Raw genomic sequence first — 20,912 nt, 5'->3', positions numbered from 1 at the left:
TCGGAACGGCGATGTGCTGCCGTACGCCACCACCCGTAACACCGCCCGGGACATGGACATCGTCCGCGCCGTGCTGGGCGAGCGCCGAATCTCCTATCTCGGCTATTCCTACGGCGCCTACCTCGGTGCCGTTTATGCGCAGATGTTCCCTGGGCGGACGGATCGGATGGTGCTCGACAGCGCCGGTGATCCACGCCGATTGGGCCCCCGGCTGATCGGCAGCGAACCCGCCTTGGAACGAGCCCTGCGCGCCTGGGCCTCCTGGACCGCGGCACGGCACCACGACTACGGCCTGGGTCGTACCCGGCGCGCGGTGCTCGCCACCGTATGGCGGATCGTTCAGGCGTCATCGGCGCGTCCGCTGCGCGTCGGCTCGTACACGCTCGACGAGCACGTGGTCCCCTACCTGGTCTACGGCGGCGTCGGCAACGACCATGACCAGGCGCGCGCCGCGTTCGCGTCGACCGTGAAAGTGCTGGACAAGGCGATGAGCGGGGCCACTGTCGCCCCGACCCCGGAGCTGGAGGCGTCTCTGCAGTTCATCCTGAGCGGCGCGAACTCGCACCTCGTCAGCCCGGCGGCCGCGATCATCTGTGGCGACCGTGCCGCCCCACACGACGCCGAGGTCTACTGGGACGACATCCAGCGCAGCCGGCGGCGCCACCCCCTCTTCGGGCCGATCACCAACAACATCGGCCCTTGTGCCTTCTGGCCCGAACCGCCACGCGAGCAACCGACCAGGATCGCCAATCGGGCCACGGCGCTGATCGTCTCCGCCACTGGCGACACCGCCACCACCTACCGAGGTGCCCAGGCACTGCACCGCCTGATGACCGGCACCCGCCTGCTCACCCTGCGCGAAGTCATCGCCCACGGAATTTACGGCGAGTACGGCAACGCCTGCGTCGACGCGAGGGTGAACGCCTATCTGGAGACCGGAACGCTCCCTACCAGGGACCTGGCATGCCATACGCTCCCATCCGCTGCTCGTCAGCGCGTGGGCCCTCCGGCCGATGGAACCCGTCGTCGGCGATGATGTGACCGTTCCGTATTCAGGGTGACGCAGGGCCGAGCTTCAACGTCGCGCGGCTGAATGTCGTGAGGATCCGTTGGTGGGTCTGGCGGGGAAGCGATCGGCTTCCGGGCTCGCCGAGAGGCGTTCCAGCTCTTGCCGGAGCCTCGCCCAGCAGGTCGTCGAGGCCGGCTCGGGCCACCATCAGCAGTCCATGGGTGGCACGGGTGCAGGTGACGGCGAGTCGACCGAAAGCCGAGTTGAACTCGTCGAGCTGGTCGGCTCCGGAGAGCGGGTGGACGGCGACCGTGATGGCGTTGGTCTGGCCCTGCCAGGAGTCGACGGTCGACGCGAGGATCACGCCCGCCGGTAGGTCGTACTTGTCCGTAAGGCGTTCGACCATCGCGGTCGCGTCGTCCACGGCTTGGTTGCGCGTGGCGAGGACGACGATCAGGGGGTCCCCGGACGGTGCGTTGGAGGTGATCCGTTCCTCATTCAGGGGCCTGCCGACGCCGTCGTACCGTCGGCGGGTGATCGCGAACTCGCTCTCGAGGAGGGGTACGAGCAGATCCTCGACCACGCCGAGCAGGTCCGGGTCGATGTCCGGCGCCTCGGGGTCGGGGAGGCCGTCGACCTCGAGCAGGGTCGGAGTACCAGTGGCGACGGACGTCCAGACCTCGGCGGCGGATCCGGTCAGGGCCGGCAGCTCGATGGCCCGGTCGCCCGGGGCTGCCACGCAGTCCAGCCGGTCCCAGTCGCCGTAGAAGGCCCGCCAGAGGGGAAGCTGAGCGGCCGTCGGGCGCCATACCGCGGGGAGGTCGACGGCGAAGGTCCTCTCGTCGTTCTCGTAGGCGGTCGGCCAGGCGCGGTAGGGGTTGTAGCCGGGGTCGCCGCGCCAGGGGTTCTGGCCGGGATCGATCGGGGGCAGCTGGCCGACGTCGCCGACGCCGACGGACAGCGGAGCCAGCCCTTGGACCGTCGCATAGCGGTGGAGGGGGAGCTGCCACGCCTCGTCGACGAACAGGACGTCGAACGGCAGCGTGGCGTTGGCCGCAGGACCGAGGCGGTCGAGCAACCGCTGTGGCTCCCCCCACGCGCCCATCTTGTGCGAGGTTCCCAGGACGACGGCGCACGTGTCGGGGATGCCACCGGCGGAGGCCGCGACGGAGACGTGGTCGAGCACGTCCTGCGGCACCTCGGGCAGCCGGTCCTTGGCCACGAACAGGCAGACTTGGGAGGCGCCCAGCTCTTTTCCCAGCTCGCCGGCGAGCGGGAACACCTGCTTGTTCGCGAAGGCGGTGACGCCCACCCGGGTGCAGTTCTCATGGGCCAGGGCTTCTCGGACCATGCGCACGAGCGCGTAGGACTTTCCGGCGCCGGCGGCGGCGCGCAGCAGGATCCTGTCGTAGCCGGCGGCGCCCTCGAGGGCCGACAAGAGTGCGGAGATGGCTCGCTGCGCGGCCTCGATGTTCCCTTCGGCCGCGGACTCGTGGTGGAGCGCGTCCTCAGGCGGTGCGGCGGGGGCCGAGAAGGTGATCGTCATTGCCGTTCAGTCCAGGTCGTCGATGGTCAGATCGCCGGGGGTGGGCGTGGGCGCGAGCAGCGGTTCCATCTCATGCGGTCTGACGTCGAACCGCTCTTCGTCGACCAGCGGCGGCCAGACCTCCGGGTTGAGCTCACCGCGGGATCGGCGCTCCGCGAGCGTGTCCGCCCATTCGGCCTCGACGACCGTGTGCGGCCGGCAGCACCATTGGTGTTCTTCTGGGTTCTCGGAGTAGGTGTCCGGGGTGCAGGTGGCCTTCGGGGCGGACCGGTCGTCCGGGGACGGCCGCTTCACAGCGATCTCATGACCTGTCTTGAACTGCGTGAACCAGGTGGCGTCGGCCAGGATCAGAGTGTCGCCGACCGCCAGGTCGGGGACGACCGCGGGGTCCCAGCCGAGTCCCTCGACGCCGTCGTGACGCCTGAGCGTCCCGATCGGCATCTGCCCGAGTTTGAAGGAGCCTTTCTGGATCTTGAAGGTCGTGTTCGGCTGCTCGACGAGAGCCCGGTCGCCCACGTGCAGCGCGACGACCTCCGACGCGTCGACCAGGCGCCGTGACTTCACGTCGAGCCGGATGGGGTCAAGGTCGATCACGGTCGCGAGGGCCAGTTCGCGGATCCCGGCGTCGGTCGCCCTGTCGCGTGCGACCGAGGTGTCGGCCAGGCAGGTGAGCTGGTCGAAGCACTTGCGGTCGGCGTCCAGCAGGTCGACATGGGCGTTGCGCCAGTGCGAGTACATCCGAGAGAAGCGGACGAGGTCGGAGGCCTGCAGTGCGACACGGCGGCCCCAGATCTCCTGCGCGTCGGCTTCCAGGACACGGTGCACGTCGCGCAGCCGGGAGATCCCCAGTCCGTCGAGGACCCGCTGCGCCCTTTCGAGCACCTCGATGCGGTAGTCCAGGGCCGCGTCGACGAGCGCCTCGTACGCCGCCGTGTCCTCCTCGCGGCGCGCCTTGTCGATCGCGTCGGAGGCGACGTTGGACAGCCGGGAGCCGGGGGTCTCCGATTGCCGGGCGATGACGTCGGAGACCTTGCGATGGTCCAGCGGGTCGGTGGCCTCGGCCCAGGTGAGGAGGTAGTCCAGGCGGCCGGCGTCGGCGGCCGGGCCGCCGGGCGTCACATGGGTGGCGAGCACGGCCCGCACGTCGACGATGGGCGTGCGCAGGCTCATGGCCCGGGCCCTGTCCTCCTCCAGGAGGAAGCTGACCGCGAGCCGCTCGTCGTCGTGCAGCGGCTCCGACAGCGTGGCCGGCTCCCCGTCGAAGGTCAGGGCCGGGCGGCCGCTGTCCAGGTCATGCTGCCAGCGCAGACGGCTGAGTTCGACCCCGGCCAGGGAGTCCGCGGCGGTGGCCAGCAGGTCGGCGGTCGGCCGGTCCGGAATGACCAGGTGAACCGGTCCGAGGCCCGCCTCCCGGATCTCGCGGATGGCCGCGCCGAGGATCCGCATCACCGCCCGGCGGGCGAGCGGGGACTGCGGGTCGGAGAACACCCGCCGAACCCAGGCGGTCCGCCCGTCCGTCCCTACCTTCCGCACGGCCACGCCGTGCACTCCGAGAGCCGATGCGTCCGACTTCACGAGGACGAGATCGACGGTGCCCGGCAATCCGCACGGGTCGATGCGCAGGCGCCCGGTCCACGACGGCAGGCCCCTGACGGTGGCGCGCACCTGATTCACGATGCTTCGCGGCGCAGGCCCGTCGGCGCTCTCACCGGACACGAGCCGCGCCACGGCAGGACGTCTGAGACGGTCGATCCCGATCTCGGTGAGGACGGCGAGCGGGTCGTCGCAGTTCCGCAGCTCCGCCCGGCAATACGAGAAGAGGTTGCAGGTCACGCAGCTGCGCGGGTCGAAGTTCGCGGTCAGATGGGCGACGTACGGGACGAGTTCCTCTTCCGCCGGGAAACCCTCGCCGAGTTCGGCCTTGGCCTTCAACCGTTCATCGGCCTTCGCGTGGACTTCGATCCGGTGGTCGTCCAGCAACTCCACGACGGCCTCGGGCTGCAAGAAGGCATTGCGCGGTACGGCCAGCGCTCCATAGCGGTGCACGCGCATGCCGATCGGCAGTCTGCTCCAGGCGGCGACGGACTCGGCGCCCAGCGCGACCTGCAGAAAGCCCTTGAGCATCCGGCCGTCGTCGATGCGCGAGCGGATCCGTTCGTAGTCCTTGGCGTCGCCCATGATCAGCCAGGAGCCGACGGTCCGGCCGTCCTCCTCCCGGGGACAGACGATCGCGAAGTCAGGCTGGACGGGGGTCACATCGGGGACGTTCTCGAGGTCGAGGTACGGGACGGCGAGCGCGGTCACCATGGTCGCCTCACCGGAGGACTCCGCCTCGAGGTGGGCCAGAGTGAGTTCGGTGACCGTGCCGGCGACGCTGCCGTGGCAGTCGCGCCGGCGGACGGCCTTCGGGCGAGCGAGGTCGAGCTGTCCGACCGTCTTGGTGAGCAGCTCGGAGACGAAACGTTCGGAGTGCACGAGGCTCTCGAAGGTCATCGCCCGCGTCCACCGAGCCTCGGGAATCCCGGCGCTGGTGTCAGGGTGGCCGATGCGGGCGGCCAGAGCCTTGCGTGTTCTGAGGGTGATGAATGGATCGGTCAGCCGGAATCGCTCGCACCCGGCGTGCGCCGACGCGGCGACCGCACTCGTTCCACCCCCGGACTGCAGTCCCCCCATGTCACACCCTTCACTGTCGTCGGCTTCACTACGCGACTGTAGAGCGTCGTACGGGGTACGGCGTCTCAGCAGAGGACGAACCCGGAACCCGCGAGGAGATCAGCCATGTACGCAGCAGTCCGGCGGTATGAAGGAGTGACCGATCCGACCGAGGCGGGACGCCTGGTGAACGAAGGGTTCGTGCCGCTCATGCGCCAGGTCCCCGGCTTCGTGGCCTACTACTGGGTCGATGCCGGCAATGGAGTCATGGTCTCGACCAGCGTCTTCCAGGACCAGGCCGGTGCCGAGGAATCGGTCTCGAGGGCGGCGGACTTCGTGCGGGAGAGCCTCGCGCCCCTGCTCCCCAACCCTCCTCAGGTCATGGCCGGAAAGGTCGTGGCTTCGGCATAAAGGCCACCTGGGCTCGCGTGAGATGCTGCACTCGTGACGACGACCGGGCCTGCCGAACCGACGCCGCGCCGCCGGCGTGGCCGTCCCGGATACGACCAGTCGGCGATCCTGCGCGCCGCGGTGGGGCTGTTCAATCGCAAGGGCTATGACGCCACGAGCGTGGGCGACCTGGCCAAGGAACTGGGGCTGACCAAGCCGGCCATCTACCACCACGTCACGAGCAAGGAGCAGTTGCTCGGCCAGGCCCTGGACGACGCTCTCGACGAGCTCACCGCCGTCGTGACGGAGGCCTCCCGCGAGAGCGCCGGGGCGACCGCCTATGGGCGCCTGCGCGACGTGGTGCGGCGCAGCGTCGAGGTCCTCGTGGCGCACCAGCCCTCCGTCACGCTCCTCCTGCGTGTGCGGGGCAACAGCGAGGTCGAGCTGGCCGCCCTGGAACGCCGCCGCTGGCTCGATGACCGCCTCGCCGCGCTCGTCGCGGACGCGGTCGCGGAGGGCGCTCTGCGCGACGATGTGCCGCCGATGCTGGTGAGCCGGCTGCTGTTCGGCATGGTGAACTCGCTGGTCGAGTGGTATCGCCCGGGCGGGGCGTACGATCCGGTGACGGTCGCCGACGCGATCACCGCCATCGCCTTCGACGGCTTGGCCCGGCACGAACTCTGAACCCACACGACCGGGCCGCGGCGGCCTGGCCGGGCATCGTCTCCAGGCCGAGCGATCTCGTCCCCGGCGCCTGCTTCACCATGGGTAGAAGCCCTGTCCCGTCTTGTGATCGCGCCATCCACCGCGTCCAGCCGATCGGCAGAACGTCCCGCCGGCCCCCGTCCATGCGTTCTTCGGTCGACGTTTGGCCCACGGCGAGCCCGATAAAGACTCATTTGTCGCTCATTGCGCTCGATGTCTTGAACACATGACGCCGGAGGCCGACCCTTCTCTTGTCAAACGTCCAGCGAAAGTGAGCGTCGCCATGTCCGTGCGGACAGATCGCCAGGTGGTCGACGGCCTTCTTCCCTCCCCCGTTCCGGTGCGCTTCGTCGCCGAGGACGGCACCGCCGTCGAACCGCCCACCGGTTACCCGGCGCCAGGGGACGGACAGTTGTTGGAGGCGTACCGCCGAATGGTCCTGGGCCGCCGCTTCGACCGTCAGGCGACCGCGCTGACCAAGCAGGGCAGGCTCGCCGTCTACCCGTCGAGCCGCGGTCAGGAGGCCTGCCAGATCGCCGGCGTGCTCGCCCTCCGCGAGGACGACTGGCTGTTCCCGACCTACCGCGACTCGGTGGCCCTGGTCTCCCGTGGCATCGACCCCGTCGAGGTGCTCACCCTGCTGCGGGGCGACTGGCACTGCGGGTACGACCCCGCGGCCACGCGTGTCGCGCCTCAGTGCACGCCGCTGGCCACCCAGACCATCCACGCCGTGGGCTTGGCCGAGGCTCTCCGCCGCAAGGGGGAGGACGGCGTCGTGATGGCCTTCATCGGTGACGGCGGCACGAGCGAGGGCGACTTCCACGAGGCGCTCAACTACGCCGCTGTCCTCCACGCCCCCGTCGTGTTCTTCGTGCAGAACAACAAGTACGCGATCTCGGTACCGCTGGCCAGGCAGACCGCGGCTCCCGCGCTCGCGTACAAGGGGATCGGCTACGGCATCCGGTCCGAGCAGGTGGACGGCAACGACCTCGTCGCGACGCTGTCCGTCCTGACCACGGCCGTGGAGCACGCACGGGCGGGCGAGGGCCCGTTCCTGGTGGAGGCGCACACGTACCGCATGGACGCGCACACCAACGCCGACGACGCCACGCGCTACCGGGAGCCGGAAGAGGTCGAGCGGTGGGAGTCGGCCGATCCCCTCGCCCGTCTGGAGACCCATCTGCGCGACCGGGGATTGCTCGACGCGGAGGGCATCGCCTCGGCGCACGAGGCCGCCGAGGAGTTCGCCTCCCGTCTCCGTGACGCGATGAACGCCGAGCCGGAAACGGACCCGTACGAGCTGTTCGACCACGTCTTCGCCGACCCCACGCCCCAGTTGCGCGAGCAGCGGGCCCTGCTCGCGTCCGAGCTGACCGCCCCGGAGGACTGACATGACCGCGATGACGATGGCGCAGGCGCTGAACACCGCGCTCCGGGACGCGCTGCGCGAGGACGAGCGGGTTCTCGTCTTCGGCGAGGACGTGGGCCCGCTGGGCGGCGTCTTCCGCATCACCGACGGGCTGACCACGGAGTTCGGCGAGAATCGGTGCTTCGACACCCCGCTGGCCGAGGCGGGGATCGTGGGCCTCGCCGTGGGCATGGCGATGGGCGGCTTCCGCCCCGTGGTGGAGATGCAGTTCGACGCGTTCGCCTACCCGGCCTTCGAGCAGATCGCCTCGCACGTGGCCAAGATGCGCAACCGCACCCGCGGCCGGCTGTCGCTGCCGATGGTGATCCGCATCCCGTACGCGGGTGGCATCGGCGGCGTCGAGCACCACTGCGACTCCAGCGAGGCCTACTACGTCCACACGCCGGGCCTGAAGGTGGTCACGCCGGCGACCCCGGACGACGCGTACTGGCTGCTGCGCGACGCCATCACCGATCCCGATCCGGTGATCTTCATGGAGCCCAAGCGACTGTACTGGTCAAAGGACGAGACCGCTCCCGGCGATCGGCGTGCCGCAGGGTTCGGGCGGGCGGCGGTACGGCGCGAGGGACTCGACGCGACGCTGGTCACCTACGGACCCGGCGTCCCGGTGGCGCTCCAGGCGGCCGAGGCGGCAGCCGGGGACGGCATCGACCTCGAGGTGGTGGACCTGCGCACGCTCGTCCCGTTCGACGATGAGACCGTCGTGTCCTCGGTGCGCAAGACGGGCCGCTGCGTGGTCGTCCAGGAGGCCCAGGGGTTCGCCGGGGTGGGCGCGGAGATCGCGGCACGCGTCCAGGAACGCTGCTTCCATTCGCTGGCCGCCCCCGTGCTGCGCGTCACGGGTTTCGACATCCCCTACCCGCCCCCGAAGCTCGAGCGCTCGCATCTGCCGGACGCCGACCGGATCCTCGACGCGGTCGACCGGCTGCAGTTCGACGACGCGCCCGACGTCCTCCACCTGGCCCGGGAGGCATCATGACGACCACTCGCGCGCGGCAGGTGTTCAGCCTGCCCGACCTCGGCGAGGGCCTGACCGAGGCCGAGATCATCGAGTGGAAGGTCGCCGTCGGCGACACTGTCGCGATCGACCAGATCGTGGTCGAGGTCGAGACCGCCAAGGCGGCCGTGGAGGTACCGGTCCCCTACGCCGGAACCGTGCTGGAACTGCACGCGGAGACGGGCACGGTCCTGGCCGTCGGCGAACCTCTCATCGAAGTCGGCCCGGCGGACGCCGTGCACGCGACGGCGCCCGCCGCAGGCCAGGACACGGGTCCGGACGTGCACCCCGCAGCGGCACGCCACCGGGAGGAGGAACAGGCCGGCTCCGGCAATGTCCTGATCGGCTACGGCACCGGCCATGCGTCCGGCACGCGCAGGCGGCGCCGTGGCGGCTCCCGGCTCGCCGTCGGGAAGGCCGCCGAAGCCACGCCACAGGCACCCGCCGAAGCCGCGCCGCCGGCACCCGCCGAAACGGCACCACAGGCGCCTGCCGAGGCGGCATCACAGGCATCCGTCGGCGCCGCGTCGCAGGCACCCGGCCCTGAGCCGCGGCGCGCACCTCGCGTGATCTCTCCGCTCGTCCGCAGGTTCGCCCGCGAGCACGGAGTGGATCTCGCCGCCGTCGGCCCGACCGGGCCTCGCGGAGTGATCCTCCGCCGCGACGTCGAGCAGGCCATCGCCGACGCCCGCAGAGCACCCGAAGAGTCCGCGGCACCGCTCTTCGTCGCCGGAACCACGAAGGCACTCGCGACCGAGCGCATCCCCCTGCGCGGGCTGCGCCGGGCGGTGGCCGACAAGCTGACCCGCAGCCGCAGCGAGATTCCCGACGCCACGACCTGGGTGGACGTCGACGCCACCGGTCTACTCGACGCGAAGAACGCGCTCCAACGCGTTCGTCCCGATCTCGGCATCGGACTCCTCGCCATGCTCGCCCGCATCTGTGTGGACGGCCTGCGGCGATTCCCCGAACTGAACTCCTCGGTCGACACCGACCGCTCTGAGATCGTCCGGTACGGACACGTCAACCTCGGCTTCGCCGCGCAGACCGACCGCGGTCTCGTCGTGCCGGTGGTCCGGGACGCGCACCTGATGACGACCGCGCAGATCGCCGCGGAGCTGACCCGGCTCACCGGCCTGGCCCGCTCGGGCAAGCTGCCTCCCCGAGCACTGACCGGAGGGACGTTCACGCTCAACAACTACGGGGTCTTCGGCGTGGACGGATCCACCCCGATCATCAATCATCCCGAGGCGGCGCTCCTGGGCGTCGGCCGCATCATCGACCGGTCCTGGGTGGTCGACGGCACGGTCATGGCGCGCAAGGTCGCTCAGCTGTCCCTCACCTTCGACCACCGGGTCTGCGACGGCGGCACCGCCGGCGGCTTCCTGCGCCACGTGGCCGACTGCGTGGAGAACCCCGCGATCCTGCTCGCCCACACGTAGCGGCCGGTACGCTCAGCCCCGCCGAGCCGCCGGACGACGCGATGACCGCGTCCACGAGCGAGATCTCCGCACCCGCCGCGATGCGGGCGTTCCTCCCCGGATCGCCCGCATGGCCCGGCGGTGACGGCCGGGCACTCCCGCCGGCGGGGCGGAACCGAGGCGGTCGTGAGGGGAGCGGGCCATCGAGACGGAACCCGCAGAAGTCAGGATGTCGTGGACTTCGCGCCGACGCCTGACGGCCCGGGGCCAGCCTTGGCGGTGCCCGCCGGATGGAGCGACAGGTAGCCGTCTAGTCTGAGAAATAGCAGGTCAGCGACCTGAACCACGGCGTGGTCCTCGGGGAAAGGGGCTGCTGCGATGGCCGAAGCGTCGACGCACCATGGCCCGGGCGGGTCCTCTCGCTACGTGCCGATCGCCGAGCACGGACTGATCGGTGACCTCCGTACGGTGGCCTTGGTGGGCACCTGCGGCACCATCGACTGGTACTGCTGTCCGAGGTTCGACGCGCCCAGCGTCTTCGCCGCGATCCTCGACGCCGACCGGGGCGGATCGTTCGAGCTCGCCGCGATCGCGCCGGCCAAGACCAAGCAGTTCTACTTCCCTGACACCAACGTGCTGATCACCCGGTTCTTCACCGAGGACGGTGTGGGCGAGATCCAGGACTTCATGCCCGTCAGCGAGGCTCACGACGCCTGCGAAGTCGACCGGCACCGGCTGATCCGGCGGGTGATGTGCGTGCGCGGATCGATCCCGTTCCGGACCCGGGTGGCTCCCCGGTTCGACTACGGCGCTCGGCCGCACACCACCCGGATGGCCGACGGCGTGGCGCTCTTCGAGTCCGACGTGCTGTCACTCGCGCTGACCTCCACGGTGCCGCTGGAGTGCGACGGACTGGACGCGCGGGCGGACTTCAAGCTTTCACAGGGCGAATCCGCGGTTTTCGCTCTCGACCGGGTCGGCGACACGGTCGCACCGCGCGGCTGCCCGCACGCCGAGGCCGAGCGGGAGTTCACCGCGACGGTGGCGTTCTGGCGGCGATGGCTGTCCGCGTCGCGCTACCGCGGCCGGTGGCGGGAGATGGTCCACCGCTCCGCCCTGACTCTCAAGCTGCTCACCTACGCGCCCACGGGCGCGATCGTCGCCGCGCCGACGACCAGCCTGCCCGAGCGTATCGGCGGTACGCGCAACTGGGATTACCGGTACCTGTGGGTCCGCGACGCCGCGTTCGCCGTCTACGCCCTGCTGAGGCTCGGCTTCACCCAGGAGGCCGAGGCGTTCATGACCTTCCTGACCCGGCGCATCGACCTGCGCCCCGACGGGCCGACCGGGCCGCTGCAGATCATGTACGGCATCGACGGGCGCACCGACCTGCCCGAACGCGAACTGCCCCACCTGGAGGGTCACCAGGGTTCGGCGCCCGTACGCGTCGGCAACGCCGCCGCCACCCAGCTCCAGCTCGACATCTACGGCGCCCTGATCGACTCCATCTACCTCTACGACAAATGGGGAAAACCCATCTCCAGCGACCACTGGGACGCGGTGTGCACCCTGGTGGACTGGGTCTGCGGCCACTGGAACCAGCCCGACGAAGGCGTGTGGGAGACGCGCGGCGGGCGCAAGAACTTCCTGTACTCCCGGCTGATGTGCTGGGTGGCGATCGAGCGGGCCATCCGGATCGCCAACCACCGCGGCCTGCCCGCCGACCTGCCGCGCTGGCGGCAGTGCCGCGACGCGATCTACCGGCAGATCATGCACCGCGGCTGGTCCACCACGCGGCGGGCGTTCGTCCAGTACGAGGGCTGCGAGGTCCTGGACGCCGCCGTCCTGATGATGCCGCTGGCCAAGTTCGTCTCCCCCACCGATCCCAAGTGGCTGTCGACCCTGGAGGCGCTCAGCGAAGACCTGGTGTCCGACTCGCTGGTCTACCGCTACGACCCGCAGGCCAGCCCCGACGGTGTGGAAGGCGAGGAGGGCACCTTCTCCATCTGCTCCTTCTGGTACGTCGAGGCGCTCACCCGCGCCGGGCGACTGGAGGAGGCCCGGCTGGCCTTCGAGAAGATGCTCACCTACGCCAACCACCTCGGCCTGTACGCCGAAGAGATCGGCCACACGGGAGAACAGCAGGGCAACTTCCCGCAGGCCTTCACCCACCTGGCTCTGATCAGCGCCGCGTTCAACCTCGACCGCACGCTCGGCTGACGTCGGCGCCGACAGCGGCGCAGGTGCAGAAGCTGCCACTCACTCTGCTTCTCGCTCGAAAAGCGCCTTGTTGCGAGAGACGAATTCTTCGACCGTCATCGGAGTCTGCTTGCCCACCGCCTGGACCACATCGTTCGTTCCCGCGAAAATACCGTGCCGGTAATGGTCGCCTGGGTGAGCGCATTCGCGCGGCTGAGTACTGCCCCAGACAGCGACCACACCGTCGCCCAGCCGGACAGGATCAAGATGGCCTCGGTGGGTTGGAATGATGCCTGGATGGTCTGGGAGGTCATCAACACCGGTTTGCTGGGCAGGCGGTCGGCGATGGCCCCGGTGATCGCCGGCCTGACGGCGCGGAGGGCCGAGCGCAACGGAGACATCGCCTACGAACGCGGAGAACTCCCCAACCCCGCCACCCCACGATCCGTAATCAAACACGTATTGCCCGTTCGCATCCTGGATGCCGCATTAGCTGCGACTCTGCGAGTTTCGTAACGCTTGGCACATCTCCGAGCAGAGAAGGTCCCGACCGCATGGTGCTGGTTTTGTCGGCGGTACGGGGAATCATCGGCGGCATGTGCAAGGACGACCGGTCCGCGTTGAGGTGCCCGAGCTGTCACGCGTCCCTCGTGCTCGCCGCCACCGGCGGCGGCCCCCCGCCGGGTCTGGCTCTCCGGGATCCGCCGTACCCGCCGCCGGTGCATGAGGTGCTGGCCGAGTACGCGGGCCGGGCCATCGATCCGGCGACCGCCCGCAGCGGTGCCGCCCAGGTTCGCGCAAGCTTGGCCGCAGCCCGCAGCACGGCGGCCGAGCGTCGCGCCCGACAGGCCGAGGCACGGCATGCCGTCCCCGGTGTCCGAGGCGTTCCGCACCGGGCGGCGTGACGATGCCGTCGTGATGCTGGGGTCGCCGTGCCGGGGTACGGCGCCCGCGGCCGCCGTTCCCGCGCGCCTGCTTCCTCGCGTGCTCCCCGCGCACGCGGGGATGGTCCCGCGTACCGGACCACCGCCTGCGGCTCTGCGGCTTGCTCCCTCTCCGCCTCTTTCGAAGCATCACTTCGTACAAGGAGCGCCAGCCAGCCGAACAACCGGACCACGAGCAGGCACAGGAGGCGAAAGAACACGAGCGCTGAGGATAGAAGCCGTGTTCAGATGCCCTGCACGGGTTCTGGCACCCCACAGGGCACTGCCGGTGGCGTCGCGCTGCTACGGTGACCGCTGTGACGGCGATCGAGTCATCCGTGGAGAAGCCCGAGAGTGAGCACGAGGGTCCCGTCGTCGAACGCATGATGCTGTTCACCGACGCCGTCGTGGCCATCGCGATCACCCTGCTAGCTCTGGAGTTGCCCGTTCCCAAGGGGGGGACCAACGCCGAACTGTGGCACGCGGCGCTCGAGGCGCGACCCGAGTACAAGGCGTTCCTGATCAGCTTCGTGGTCATCTGGGCCCACTGGTCCGCGCACCGCAAGGTGTTCCGTGGCCTGCGCTGCCTCGACCGGATCCTCAGCGCGCTCAACGGGTTGTGGCTGTTGATGGTCGTGCTCATCCCGTTCGCCACGAAGATACTCGCCGGCGACGGGGCGTTCCAGCTGCGCTTCGGTTTCTACGCGCTGATCGAGACGGTGACCAGCCTGCTGTTTCTCCTGATGGCTTGGCACGTACGACGGGCCGGACTGGCCGCCCAAGGCACTCCGCCGGAACGCTTCACCGACGCGATGCTGCGCAGCGGCGCCATCGCCGCCTGCTTCGCCGTGTCGATCCCCGTCGCGTTCGCCGGCGACTGGGCGTACCTCTGCTGGATCGCGACCGTGGCCGTCACGCGCCTCGCCACACGGGTGACGCAGCGGCAGGTCCAGCCCTGACCTGAAACACACCAAGACGCGCTGGGAGGCGCGCCCAAGGCTTATGAGCACGACATCGTCGGCCAGGAGAGCCTCTTCGATCTCACTTCCCAACCGTCGTGAGCGTCAACGATGGGCACCCTGGGCGGTTCGTCGGCGATCGGGGTTCGCGTAGAGGATCGTCACGTGCAGGTGGTCGGTGGGGAACGGAAGGCGGGTCACCGCCGCGTGCGCGTCGTTCCAGCGCGGGTCGCGCGTAGGTGCGCCGTGCCGGAGCGGGGAATTCAGAAGCGTCGCGACGACGGTGACGCGGACCGCTGCCCTGTTCGGGCTCGCCGCTTTTCGCCGTGGAGCGCCCTGGCAACGGTGCCTGAAACCGGCTCCGGGCGGGCGCGGCCACCGCGGGTAAGTGTGCACGTGATAATCAGGACTGTTCGCGCGGTCTTCACCGCGCGCGGCGGGCCGTCCGCAGCGACGCGGAGAACGACGCCAATCTCCCACGCACCGCTTCGCCGAGCGGAGTCAAGAACGGATCGCCCATCGCCGTCCTGACACAGCCATCGAGGTATTCCATCATGTAGGCGGCACGGCTCAGGGAAACAGGGTCCTCCGCGCCTGAGTCCAGGTAGAAGCGGGCCACCGCCGCCGCGAAATGCCCGGCCAGCAGAACGGCTCGCAGGGATCGGCCTGAAGTTCCAGATGGAAGTACGAACCGTGACGGCGCGCCATCACGCTGTAGATCCGATATCTCCGCGATGAAGGTCAGCCAGACGTGTGCGTGCTCGTGGATCAGGGCTTCCTTGAGCGATCGAGGCGACGAGAAGGCGGCTTCCCCCAAGTAGATCGTCTGCGGGATCAACGCGTAGGAGCCGCTTGCGTAGTCTCCCTCGACCTTCCGGTAGCGGACCGGTATGTCGAACAGCGGCTTCCATTCGGGCAGGAAGGTGGTGATCGCGGCGGTCGCTTCGAAAACCACGGACACCCGATCCTCCGGGAGCGGCGTCCAGGCGAAATCTTCAAGCGTGCTGCGTGCGTTGCGTGCGAAGATCCCCGCCGCGTTAGCCGGATCGAGGTAGTCGACGAGCCGGGAAAACGCCTCGGGTTCGGCCGCACGTCGTCTCGCGGCCGCCAGCGCCAGAAGCGTCGGCGGCCGGAATGCCGAGTCCACGAAGGGCAGCCCGCCGATCTCATCCAGCAGGTCCCGCGCGGTCAATTCCGTTCGCATCGCGATCCCGTCTTCCACGGCTGCTCCGTCATGAAGCGCACGAGGTCCGAAGTCTTACTGCGGAAGGAGCCGAAGTCGGCGAGTCCTGATCGGACAACGTCCCACTCCCGTACGTCGACTCTCTTGAGACTGTCGTGGACGGTACGCAGAGTTCGTTCGGCATACCACCTCTGCTTGAGGTCCAAGGCGACCGATCGGCATGCTTCCTGGGAGATGATGCCTCGTTCGGCGAGGTCCTCCAGGAAGCCGCGTATGTGGATCATCGGCTCTGACAATGGCCGGTAGGGAGCCTCCGAAGCATGGAGTACGGCGACCTCATCATCGTCGAACTCTGGGTCGGCGGCATATCTGGCATATACGTCGCCGAACCCACGGACACCTAGGTGACGCATTTCCGCGGCGCGCAGTGCTCCCATGGAGGAGAGCCCCCATACCGTCCAACCTGCCTCGACTGCCTCGCGGATCTCTGCGTGACCCACGGACGGATAGCTGTGGAAGGTCCCATCGACGATGGCGATCGTGTGCACGCCGCCTGCGTCCCGCACCAGGGCTTCGACGTCTCCACGTCGCACGGGTGGGCGTACCGACACGTCCATACGGAAGATAAGTCGCCGGTCGACGCCATAGGCCGTGGGCCCGGCGAACAGGATGAGTTCAGGGGGCGTCACGCGTGTCCTCGACGAGATCCATGACGTTGAGAAGCCTGGGACCGACCCGCTTCAGTTCCGGCTGGAACGACTCCAGTTTCGGGGCGATGACTCTCACGACTGACAGCGGCGAATCCTTGCCGGTGAGGACGACACGCAGTATCTGGCGGATCCGGTTCTTGTTGAGGATGTCGATGAGGCATGTCAGCGCGTCTTCAATGCTCGCCACGCCCCCCGCCCCGTCCGGGACGCTGGAATAGCGGACGGTGTCACCGTCGGCCTGGATCCGCTGCCTCGCCCGCCCAATGGTCCGCCGTTCGAATTCTCCGTCGAAGCGGGCGAAATACCGATGCCGATCGATGATGTCGTCGCGACCGCCGTGGATGTACGTCAGCCGTGATTGTGCGGCCTCGGCCAGTGCTCGGACCGCCGCGATGTCCTTGAACGGGTGCAGGCCCGATCCGACCGCTATCGCGATTGGGGCTTCGTCGGTGGGCTCGAGCATGAACCCCTGGAAGAAGGGAAGCCCGAAGGCATTCGGCGTGTATCGGACCACCCGGGTCAAGCCCGCGTCGTCGATCCGTCGCAGCAACAGGTCGACCTCGGGTGGGAGCGTGTCGAACTCCACATACCGCGACCTGTCGTGGATGAAGTTATGGGCTTGGACATCGCGCTCGATCAGTTCGGCGAGGCCGTGGACCGTCGCCTCCTCGACGGTGTTGCCGGAGGCGAGACCGTTCGTGCTCGTTCCGAAGACCTGTTGTCCGGGGTTTTCCGGATAAGGGGAGAAGACGAGTTCGGCGGGTACCAGGAGTCGCCCGCCCGTCACTATGTCTTCGGCCTCGACACAAGCCAAGGGGCCGTCGGCGGCGACCTTCCGTCCGATGATCGGGCACAGGTCGACGAACTCGAAGTCGGCGTCTTCCTGGGTGGACACATGTCTGGGCGTCGACGTGATGACATCGACGGTGCGGTTCCGGTACTCGGCGAAGGTGAACTCGATGGCCTCCATGTAGGCACCGACGCGGGCCTCGTCGGCCAGCACGCCCTTTCCCGCGTTGACACAGAGGGATCCGGGCATGGCATTAGGGCGAATGCCCGCGAAGACCGGTATCCCGACGCAATCAAGCCAGGTCGTATCCGTCACTCTGGTGATACCGAGAGCGACCGCCATGACCTTGGCCTTCCTGAGCGTCTCTTCGAGCGGGACCGTCCGGACGCTGGAATTCATGCGCTGCATGGAACTCACCCAAGAACCAGGATCACCGGCGAGGACCGCGGCGTATTCGTACAGCCCGCCGATCCTCGCCGACGTGTCGTCACTGGGAGACCGCCACCGAGTGACGGCTAATGCGTCTGGTTGACCTCGCTGTCCGCCGGGCTGCTGGTATCCAGCTGAGCAACGGAACCTGCCCGCATGATGCCCTCGTCCGGCAGCCGGGCGGCGAATTTCTCCGCGGCTGCCTCATCCAGGACCAGGCCCTTCAGCTTGTCGTCCATGGTGGGGACCCTCCGTTTCGGTCGACGCTGAAAGCGGCGAATTTCTGGACCATAACCTCTGGACCGCTAATCCGGCAATAGTCCCGTTGAGCAGCAGGCCGGTGGATGCGTCACGGTGATGCAGTCTCGGGGGCGCCATCGCCGGAGAAACGGTACGTGTCACGCCAAAGGGGACACGGGGTCGGTTATCGCTAAGTGGTCTGAGCCGTAAGTTCTTCGGGGGTTGAGTGGTCAGTGGCCGAGGTAGAGGCCGCACGCGCAGTCGAGTGCTTCTGGGGGGGTGCCGGCGGTCATGCCGGTGGGCAGGATCTGGTTCTCGTATTTGCCGCTGCTGGCGAGGTAGAGGCCGAATCCCCAGATGGAGGCTGATCCGCCGTAGCGGAGCCGGATGAGGGGAAGCCGGTCTCCGGTGGCCAGTTCGCCTTCGATGTAGGCGAACCACCAGTCGCAGCCTGAGAACCCCCGAAGGACTTACGAACGGGACCACTTAGGACTTGTTTGTCCCGTGTGTCACACCAGTCTGGCAGGGAGTGCTTTGCCCGCCGCGGGCTTCACGCGAAGACGATGACCTGGCGTCCGACGATGTCGCCGCGGCCCAGGGCTTCCAGGTTCTCGTTGATGTCCTCGAGCTTGACTTTGGTGACGTTGTGTTTGATGAGGCCGGCTTCGGCGAGGGAGAGCACCTCGACGAGGTCCAAGTGGTTGCCCCAGAAGGAACCGAGGTAGGACAGCTCCGTGCCCACGAAGGGGAACTGACGGTGCTCGACGCGGTTGCTCATGAGGCCGACGGCTGCCAGTGCGCCTTCGGGGCCCAGCAGGTCGAACCCCATTGAGACAGATGCCTGGCTGCCGACGCAGTCCAGGATGGCATCGATTGTTCTCCGGCCGGTCAGCCGCTCCAGTTCGTCCTGGATGGCATCGGTGGACTTGTCCCTGACGTTGATCCCGTGGTCCGCGCCGTTCTCCTCCGCTACGGTCAGTTTGCTGTCCGTACGCGCGAGCGCCACCACGGTCGCGCCGCCTCCGAGCAGCTTTGCGTATTGGACCGCGTAGCTTCCCAGCCCGCCGATGCCCGTGACTGCGACGGTGCGGCCGGGGCCGAGCTTGCCTGCGTCCCGGAGCTTCCTCATCCCTCGGTACGGGGTCATGCCCGCGTCGGTCATGGGGGCGAGGAGCTCAGGTGCTCTCGCGGCGTCCTTTGAGACCGGGATCGCATGGCGGTACTCCACTGCCATGTACTCGGCGAAGCCTCCGGGAGGGCCGAAGCCCACCCACCGGCCGTTTCCGCTGCACAGCTGCTCGTTGCCTTCGCGGCACTGCCGGCACGTGCCGTCTCCCCAGCTGGGATTGACCACGACCATGTCGCCCTCTGAGTAGCCCACCGTCTTCGGTACGCCGCCGCCCAGTCCCGCCACTCGGCCTGTGACCTCATGACCGGGGATGTAGGGGAGGTCCACTGGGAACGGGCCCTTGAAGTAGCCGTCGAGGAGCTGGTAGTCGCTTCGGCACATGCCCGTCGCGGCGACCTTCAGGAGAATCTCGTCCGGCGCGGGCTCGGGGACGGGTACCTCTTCGATTCGAAGGGGCTCCTGGTATCCGTACATCCGGGCTGCTCGCATCTGCATCACGTGAGCCTCGCTTTCGCTGACAAGCGGAAGACGGAGAGCGGCTCGGGCCGTGCAGCGTGGGCAAGAATCGGATTCTGGCGTCGGCCCCCGGCCGCCGCTTCGGATATCACCATGTTAGCGGGCCTGCGCTTGCGCATCCGGTGCTGGGCGATCGGCAGCGGGTGTGGTGGCCGCATGGCGGGTCGCTCGCTGTTGGACAGAGGGGTTCTGGCCGACGTGGAAGGAACGGCTCCCGACGACGAGCGCGCCGCTTCGCGGGTCGAACACGGGGCGCAAATCACGGAGTCTTACCATGAATTCATGGCCATCGCAACAACGAGTCCGGTGACAGGTGAGGTCCTCAGGAGGTTCGACGAACTGACTCCTGAGGACCTCGAGGACAAGCTCGCCCGGGCGGCGGCAGCGGCCGCCTCGTACCGGCTGACGAGCGTCGAGGAGCGGGCGAGGTGGCTGCAGCATGCGGCCGACCGTCTGGAGAAGGAGGTCCAGAGCGTCAGCGGGATGATCACCACGGAGATGGGCAAGACCTTCCGCGCGGCGGAGGAGGAAGTGGTCAAGTGCGTGCGCGGGCTGCGTTTCTACGCCGCCGAGGGCCCCGCGTTCCTGCGGGACCTGGGCGGTGACGGCGGGCGCGTGGGCGCGAAGCAGACGTTCGTGACGTACCAGCCGATCGGTGTGGTGCTCGCGGTGATGCCGTGGAACCTGCCGTTGTGGCAGGCCATGCGGTTCGCCGCGCCTGCCTTGATGGCAGGGAACGTGGGCCTGCTCAAGCACGCCTCGAACGTGCCGCAGTGCGCCTTGTACCTGGAACAGCTCTTCCGCGACGCGGGCTTCCCGGACGACGTGTTCCAGACCCTGCTGATCTCCGCGGGGAGGGTGGAGCAGGTGCTGCGCGACCCGCGGGTGGCGGCCGCGACGCTGACGGGCAGTGAGCCGGCGGGGCGGTCGGTGGCCACCATCGCCGGCAACGAGATCAAGAAGGTGGTCCTCGAACTCGGCGGCTCCGACCCGTTCATCGTCATGCCCTCCACGAACCTGGAGCGGGCCACCGATGTCGCGGTCAAGGCGCGGTGCCTGAACAACGGGCAGTCCTGCATCAACGGCAAGCGGTTCTTCGTCCACCAGGACATCGGCGACGCGTTCATAGAGATGTTCGTGGCGAAGATGGGCGCGCTGGTGGTGGGCGACCCGATGGACGAGGGCACCGACATCGGTCCGCTGGCCACCGAGTCCGGCCGGCGGGATGTGGAGTCCTACGTCGACGACGCCGTCGGCAAGGGCGCAACGGTGCTGCTGGGCGGCGAACGCCCGGACGGGCCCGGCTGGTTCTACCCGCCCACCGTGCTGACCGGCATCACGCCGGAGATGCGGATGTACCACGAAGAGGTCTTCGGCCCTGTGGCGCAGGTGTGGACGGTGCCCTCCCTGGAGGGGGCCCTGCGGGAAGCCAACGGCCACCCCTACGGTCTCGGGTCGAACCTGTGGAGCGAGGACGAGGCCGAACGCGAACTCTTCGTCCGCGACGTGCAGTCGGGCATGGCCTTCATCAACGGCAACACGACCAGCTACCCCGAGATCCCCTTCGGCGGCGTCAAACGCAGTGGCTACGGACGCGAGCTGTCCGACCTCGGCATGCGGGAGTTCATGAACGCCAAGACCGTCTGGATCGGCCAGGACGCCTGAACCCCCGGTACCGGGCGGCA

At 68.6% G+C, this 20,912-nt stretch carries 18 protein-coding genes; 11 read left to right on the top strand and 7 right to left on the bottom strand.

The window, feature by feature from the left end; all coding sequences use genetic code 11:
* Positions 1–13: 13 nt before the first annotated feature.
* Positions 14–1,036, top strand: coding sequence for an alpha/beta hydrolase (locus NE236_RS00970; protein WP_252839835.1), 1,023 nt, complete (start codon positions 14–16; stop codon positions 1,034–1,036).
* A gap of 16 nt (positions 1,037–1,052) precedes the next feature.
* Here NE236_RS00970 and NE236_RS00965 read toward each other — a convergent pair whose 3' ends face one another.
* Together NE236_RS00965 and NE236_RS00960 are read right to left on the bottom strand one after the other, a co-directional pair.
* Positions 1,053–2,555: a hypothetical protein gene (locus tag NE236_RS00965; RefSeq protein ID WP_252839834.1), complete on the bottom strand. Its 1,503-nt coding sequence runs from the start codon at positions 2,553–2,555 to the stop codon at positions 1,053–1,055.
* Positions 2,556–2,561: 6 nt separating this feature from the next.
* The gene (locus tag NE236_RS00960) at positions 2,562–5,228 is read right to left on the bottom strand and encodes a hypothetical protein (RefSeq protein WP_252839833.1); all 2,667 of its coding nucleotides are present in this window, start codon (positions 5,226–5,228) and stop codon (positions 2,562–2,564) included.
* Between the two features lie 105 nt (positions 5,229–5,333).
* On the opposite strand from NE236_RS00960, the gene NE236_RS00955 reads away from it, so the two are divergent.
* The 9 genes from NE236_RS00955 (at position 5,334) to NE236_RS00915 (ending at position 14,230) form a co-directional block, all read left to right on the top strand.
* Complete coding sequence (locus NE236_RS00955) at positions 5,334–5,618, top strand: hypothetical protein (protein ID WP_252839832.1); 285 nt, start codon at positions 5,334–5,336, stop codon at positions 5,616–5,618.
* Between the two features lie 33 nt (positions 5,619–5,651).
* Positions 5,652–6,281: a TetR/AcrR family transcriptional regulator gene (locus NE236_RS00950; RefSeq protein WP_252839831.1), complete on the top strand. Its 630-nt coding sequence runs from the start codon at positions 5,652–5,654 to the stop codon at positions 6,279–6,281.
* A 304-nt stretch (positions 6,282–6,585) separates the two neighbouring features.
* Positions 6,586–7,692, top strand: a complete 1,107-nt coding sequence (pdhA, locus tag NE236_RS00945; protein ID WP_252839830.1) for a pyruvate dehydrogenase (acetyl-transferring) E1 component subunit alpha — start codon at positions 6,586–6,588, stop codon at positions 7,690–7,692.
* 1 nt (position 7,693) lies between these two features.
* Complete coding sequence (locus NE236_RS00940) at positions 7,694–8,710, top strand: alpha-ketoacid dehydrogenase subunit beta (protein ID WP_252839829.1); 1,017 nt, start codon at positions 7,694–7,696, stop codon at positions 8,708–8,710.
* Positions 8,707–10,170: a dihydrolipoamide acetyltransferase family protein gene (locus NE236_RS00935; protein WP_252839828.1), complete on the top strand. Its 1,464-nt coding sequence runs from the start codon at positions 8,707–8,709 to the stop codon at positions 10,168–10,170. The genes NE236_RS00940 and NE236_RS00935 overlap by 4 nt, the downstream gene beginning before the upstream one ends.
* A gap of 357 nt (positions 10,171–10,527) precedes the next feature.
* Positions 10,528–12,369, top strand: a complete 1,842-nt coding sequence (locus NE236_RS00930; RefSeq protein ID WP_252839827.1) for a glycoside hydrolase family 15 protein — start codon at positions 10,528–10,530, stop codon at positions 12,367–12,369.
* Positions 12,370–12,531: 162 nt separating this feature from the next.
* Complete coding sequence (locus NE236_RS00925; RefSeq protein WP_252839826.1) at positions 12,532–12,864, top strand: hypothetical protein; 333 nt, start codon at positions 12,532–12,534, stop codon at positions 12,862–12,864.
* A 38-nt stretch (positions 12,865–12,902) separates the two neighbouring features.
* Positions 12,903–13,253 carry a hypothetical protein gene (locus tag NE236_RS00920; protein WP_252839825.1) on the top strand — a complete coding sequence of 117 codons (351 nt, stop codon included), beginning with the start codon at positions 12,903–12,905 and terminating at the stop codon, positions 13,251–13,253.
* Positions 13,254–13,588: 335 nt separating this feature from the next.
* Positions 13,589–14,230, top strand: a complete 642-nt coding sequence (locus NE236_RS00915; RefSeq protein ID WP_252839824.1) for a TMEM175 family protein — start codon at positions 13,589–13,591, stop codon at positions 14,228–14,230.
* Between the two features lie 424 nt (positions 14,231–14,654).
* Here the strand turns inward: NE236_RS00915 and NE236_RS00910 are convergent, their stop codons facing one another.
* From NE236_RS00910 to NE236_RS00890, 5 genes are all read right to left on the bottom strand, one after another.
* On the bottom strand, positions 14,655–15,452 hold the full coding sequence (locus NE236_RS00910; RefSeq protein ID WP_252839823.1) for an aKG-HExxH-type peptide beta-hydroxylase: 798 nt from the start codon (positions 15,450–15,452) through the stop codon (positions 14,655–14,657).
* Positions 15,419–16,102, bottom strand: a complete 684-nt coding sequence (locus NE236_RS00905) for a TfuA-like protein (protein ID WP_252839822.1) — start codon at positions 16,100–16,102, stop codon at positions 15,419–15,421. Before NE236_RS00905 ends, NE236_RS00910 begins: the two co-directional genes overlap by 34 nt.
* Positions 16,089–17,312, bottom strand: coding sequence for a YcaO-like family protein (locus NE236_RS00900; RefSeq protein ID WP_252839821.1), 1,224 nt, complete (start codon positions 17,310–17,312; stop codon positions 16,089–16,091). Before NE236_RS00900 ends, NE236_RS00905 begins: the two co-directional genes overlap by 14 nt.
* A 116-nt stretch (positions 17,313–17,428) precedes the next feature.
* Complete coding sequence (locus NE236_RS00895; protein WP_252839820.1) at positions 17,429–17,581, bottom strand: hypothetical protein; 153 nt, start codon at positions 17,579–17,581, stop codon at positions 17,429–17,431.
* Between the two features lie 551 nt (positions 17,582–18,132).
* On the bottom strand, positions 18,133–19,206 hold the full coding sequence (locus NE236_RS00890; protein WP_252839819.1) for an NAD(P)-dependent alcohol dehydrogenase: 1,074 nt from the start codon (positions 19,204–19,206) through the stop codon (positions 18,133–18,135).
* 303 nt (positions 19,207–19,509) lie between these two features.
* Between NE236_RS00890 and NE236_RS00885 the strand changes: the two genes are divergently transcribed.
* Positions 19,510–20,892, top strand: coding sequence for an NADP-dependent succinic semialdehyde dehydrogenase (locus tag NE236_RS00885; RefSeq protein WP_252839818.1), 1,383 nt, complete (start codon positions 19,510–19,512; stop codon positions 20,890–20,892).
* The last annotated feature ends 20 nt before the right edge of the window (positions 20,893–20,912 follow it).

It is taken from the genome of Actinoallomurus purpureus, assembly GCF_024055795.1.
GTDB classification, from domain to species: domain Bacteria; phylum Actinomycetota; class Actinomycetes; order Streptosporangiales; family Streptosporangiaceae; genus Actinoallomurus; species Actinoallomurus purpureus.
The sequence above is the reverse complement of the archived record's forward strand: the minus strand, read 5'-3'. Positions and strand labels throughout refer to the sequence as shown.

What these genes read in the sequence shown, in the direction of transcription:
- NE236_RS00965 (WP_252839834.1), bottom strand. Translation starts at nt 2,555, where the DNA reads ATGACGATCACCTTCTCGGCCCCCGCCGCACCGCCTGAGGACGCGCTC.
- NE236_RS00960 (WP_252839833.1), bottom strand. Translation starts at nt 5,228, where the DNA reads ATGGGGGGACTGCAGTCCGGGGGTGGAACGAGTGCGGTCGCCGCGTCG.
- NE236_RS00955 (WP_252839832.1), top strand. Translation starts at nt 5,334, where the DNA reads ATGTACGCAGCAGTCCGGCGGTATGAAGGAGTGACCGATCCGACCGAG.
- pdhA (WP_252839830.1), top strand. Translation starts at nt 6,586, where the DNA reads ATGTCCGTGCGGACAGATCGCCAGGTGGTCGACGGCCTTCTTCCCTCC.
- NE236_RS00940 (WP_252839829.1), top strand. Translation starts at nt 7,694, where the DNA reads ATGACCGCGATGACGATGGCGCAGGCGCTGAACACCGCGCTCCGGGAC.
- NE236_RS00935 (WP_252839828.1), top strand. Translation starts at nt 8,707, where the DNA reads ATGACGACCACTCGCGCGCGGCAGGTGTTCAGCCTGCCCGACCTCGGC.
- NE236_RS00930 (WP_252839827.1), top strand. Translation starts at nt 10,528, where the DNA reads ATGGCCGAAGCGTCGACGCACCATGGCCCGGGCGGGTCCTCTCGCTAC.
- NE236_RS00925 (WP_252839826.1), top strand. Translation starts at nt 12,532, where the DNA reads ATGGTCGCCTGGGTGAGCGCATTCGCGCGGCTGAGTACTGCCCCAGAC.
- NE236_RS00920 (WP_252839825.1), top strand. Translation starts at nt 12,903, where the DNA reads ATGGTGCTGGTTTTGTCGGCGGTACGGGGAATCATCGGCGGCATGTGC.
- NE236_RS00900 (WP_252839821.1), bottom strand. Translation starts at nt 17,312, where the DNA reads ATGAATTCCAGCGTCCGGACGGTCCCGCTCGAAGAGACGCTCAGGAAG.
- NE236_RS00895 (WP_252839820.1), bottom strand. Translation starts at nt 17,581, where the DNA reads ATGGACGACAAGCTGAAGGGCCTGGTCCTGGATGAGGCAGCCGCGGAG.
- NE236_RS00890 (WP_252839819.1), bottom strand. Translation starts at nt 19,206, where the DNA reads ATGCAGATGCGAGCAGCCCGGATGTACGGATACCAGGAGCCCCTTCGA.
- NE236_RS00885 (WP_252839818.1), top strand. Translation starts at nt 19,510, where the DNA reads ATGGCCATCGCAACAACGAGTCCGGTGACAGGTGAGGTCCTCAGGAGG.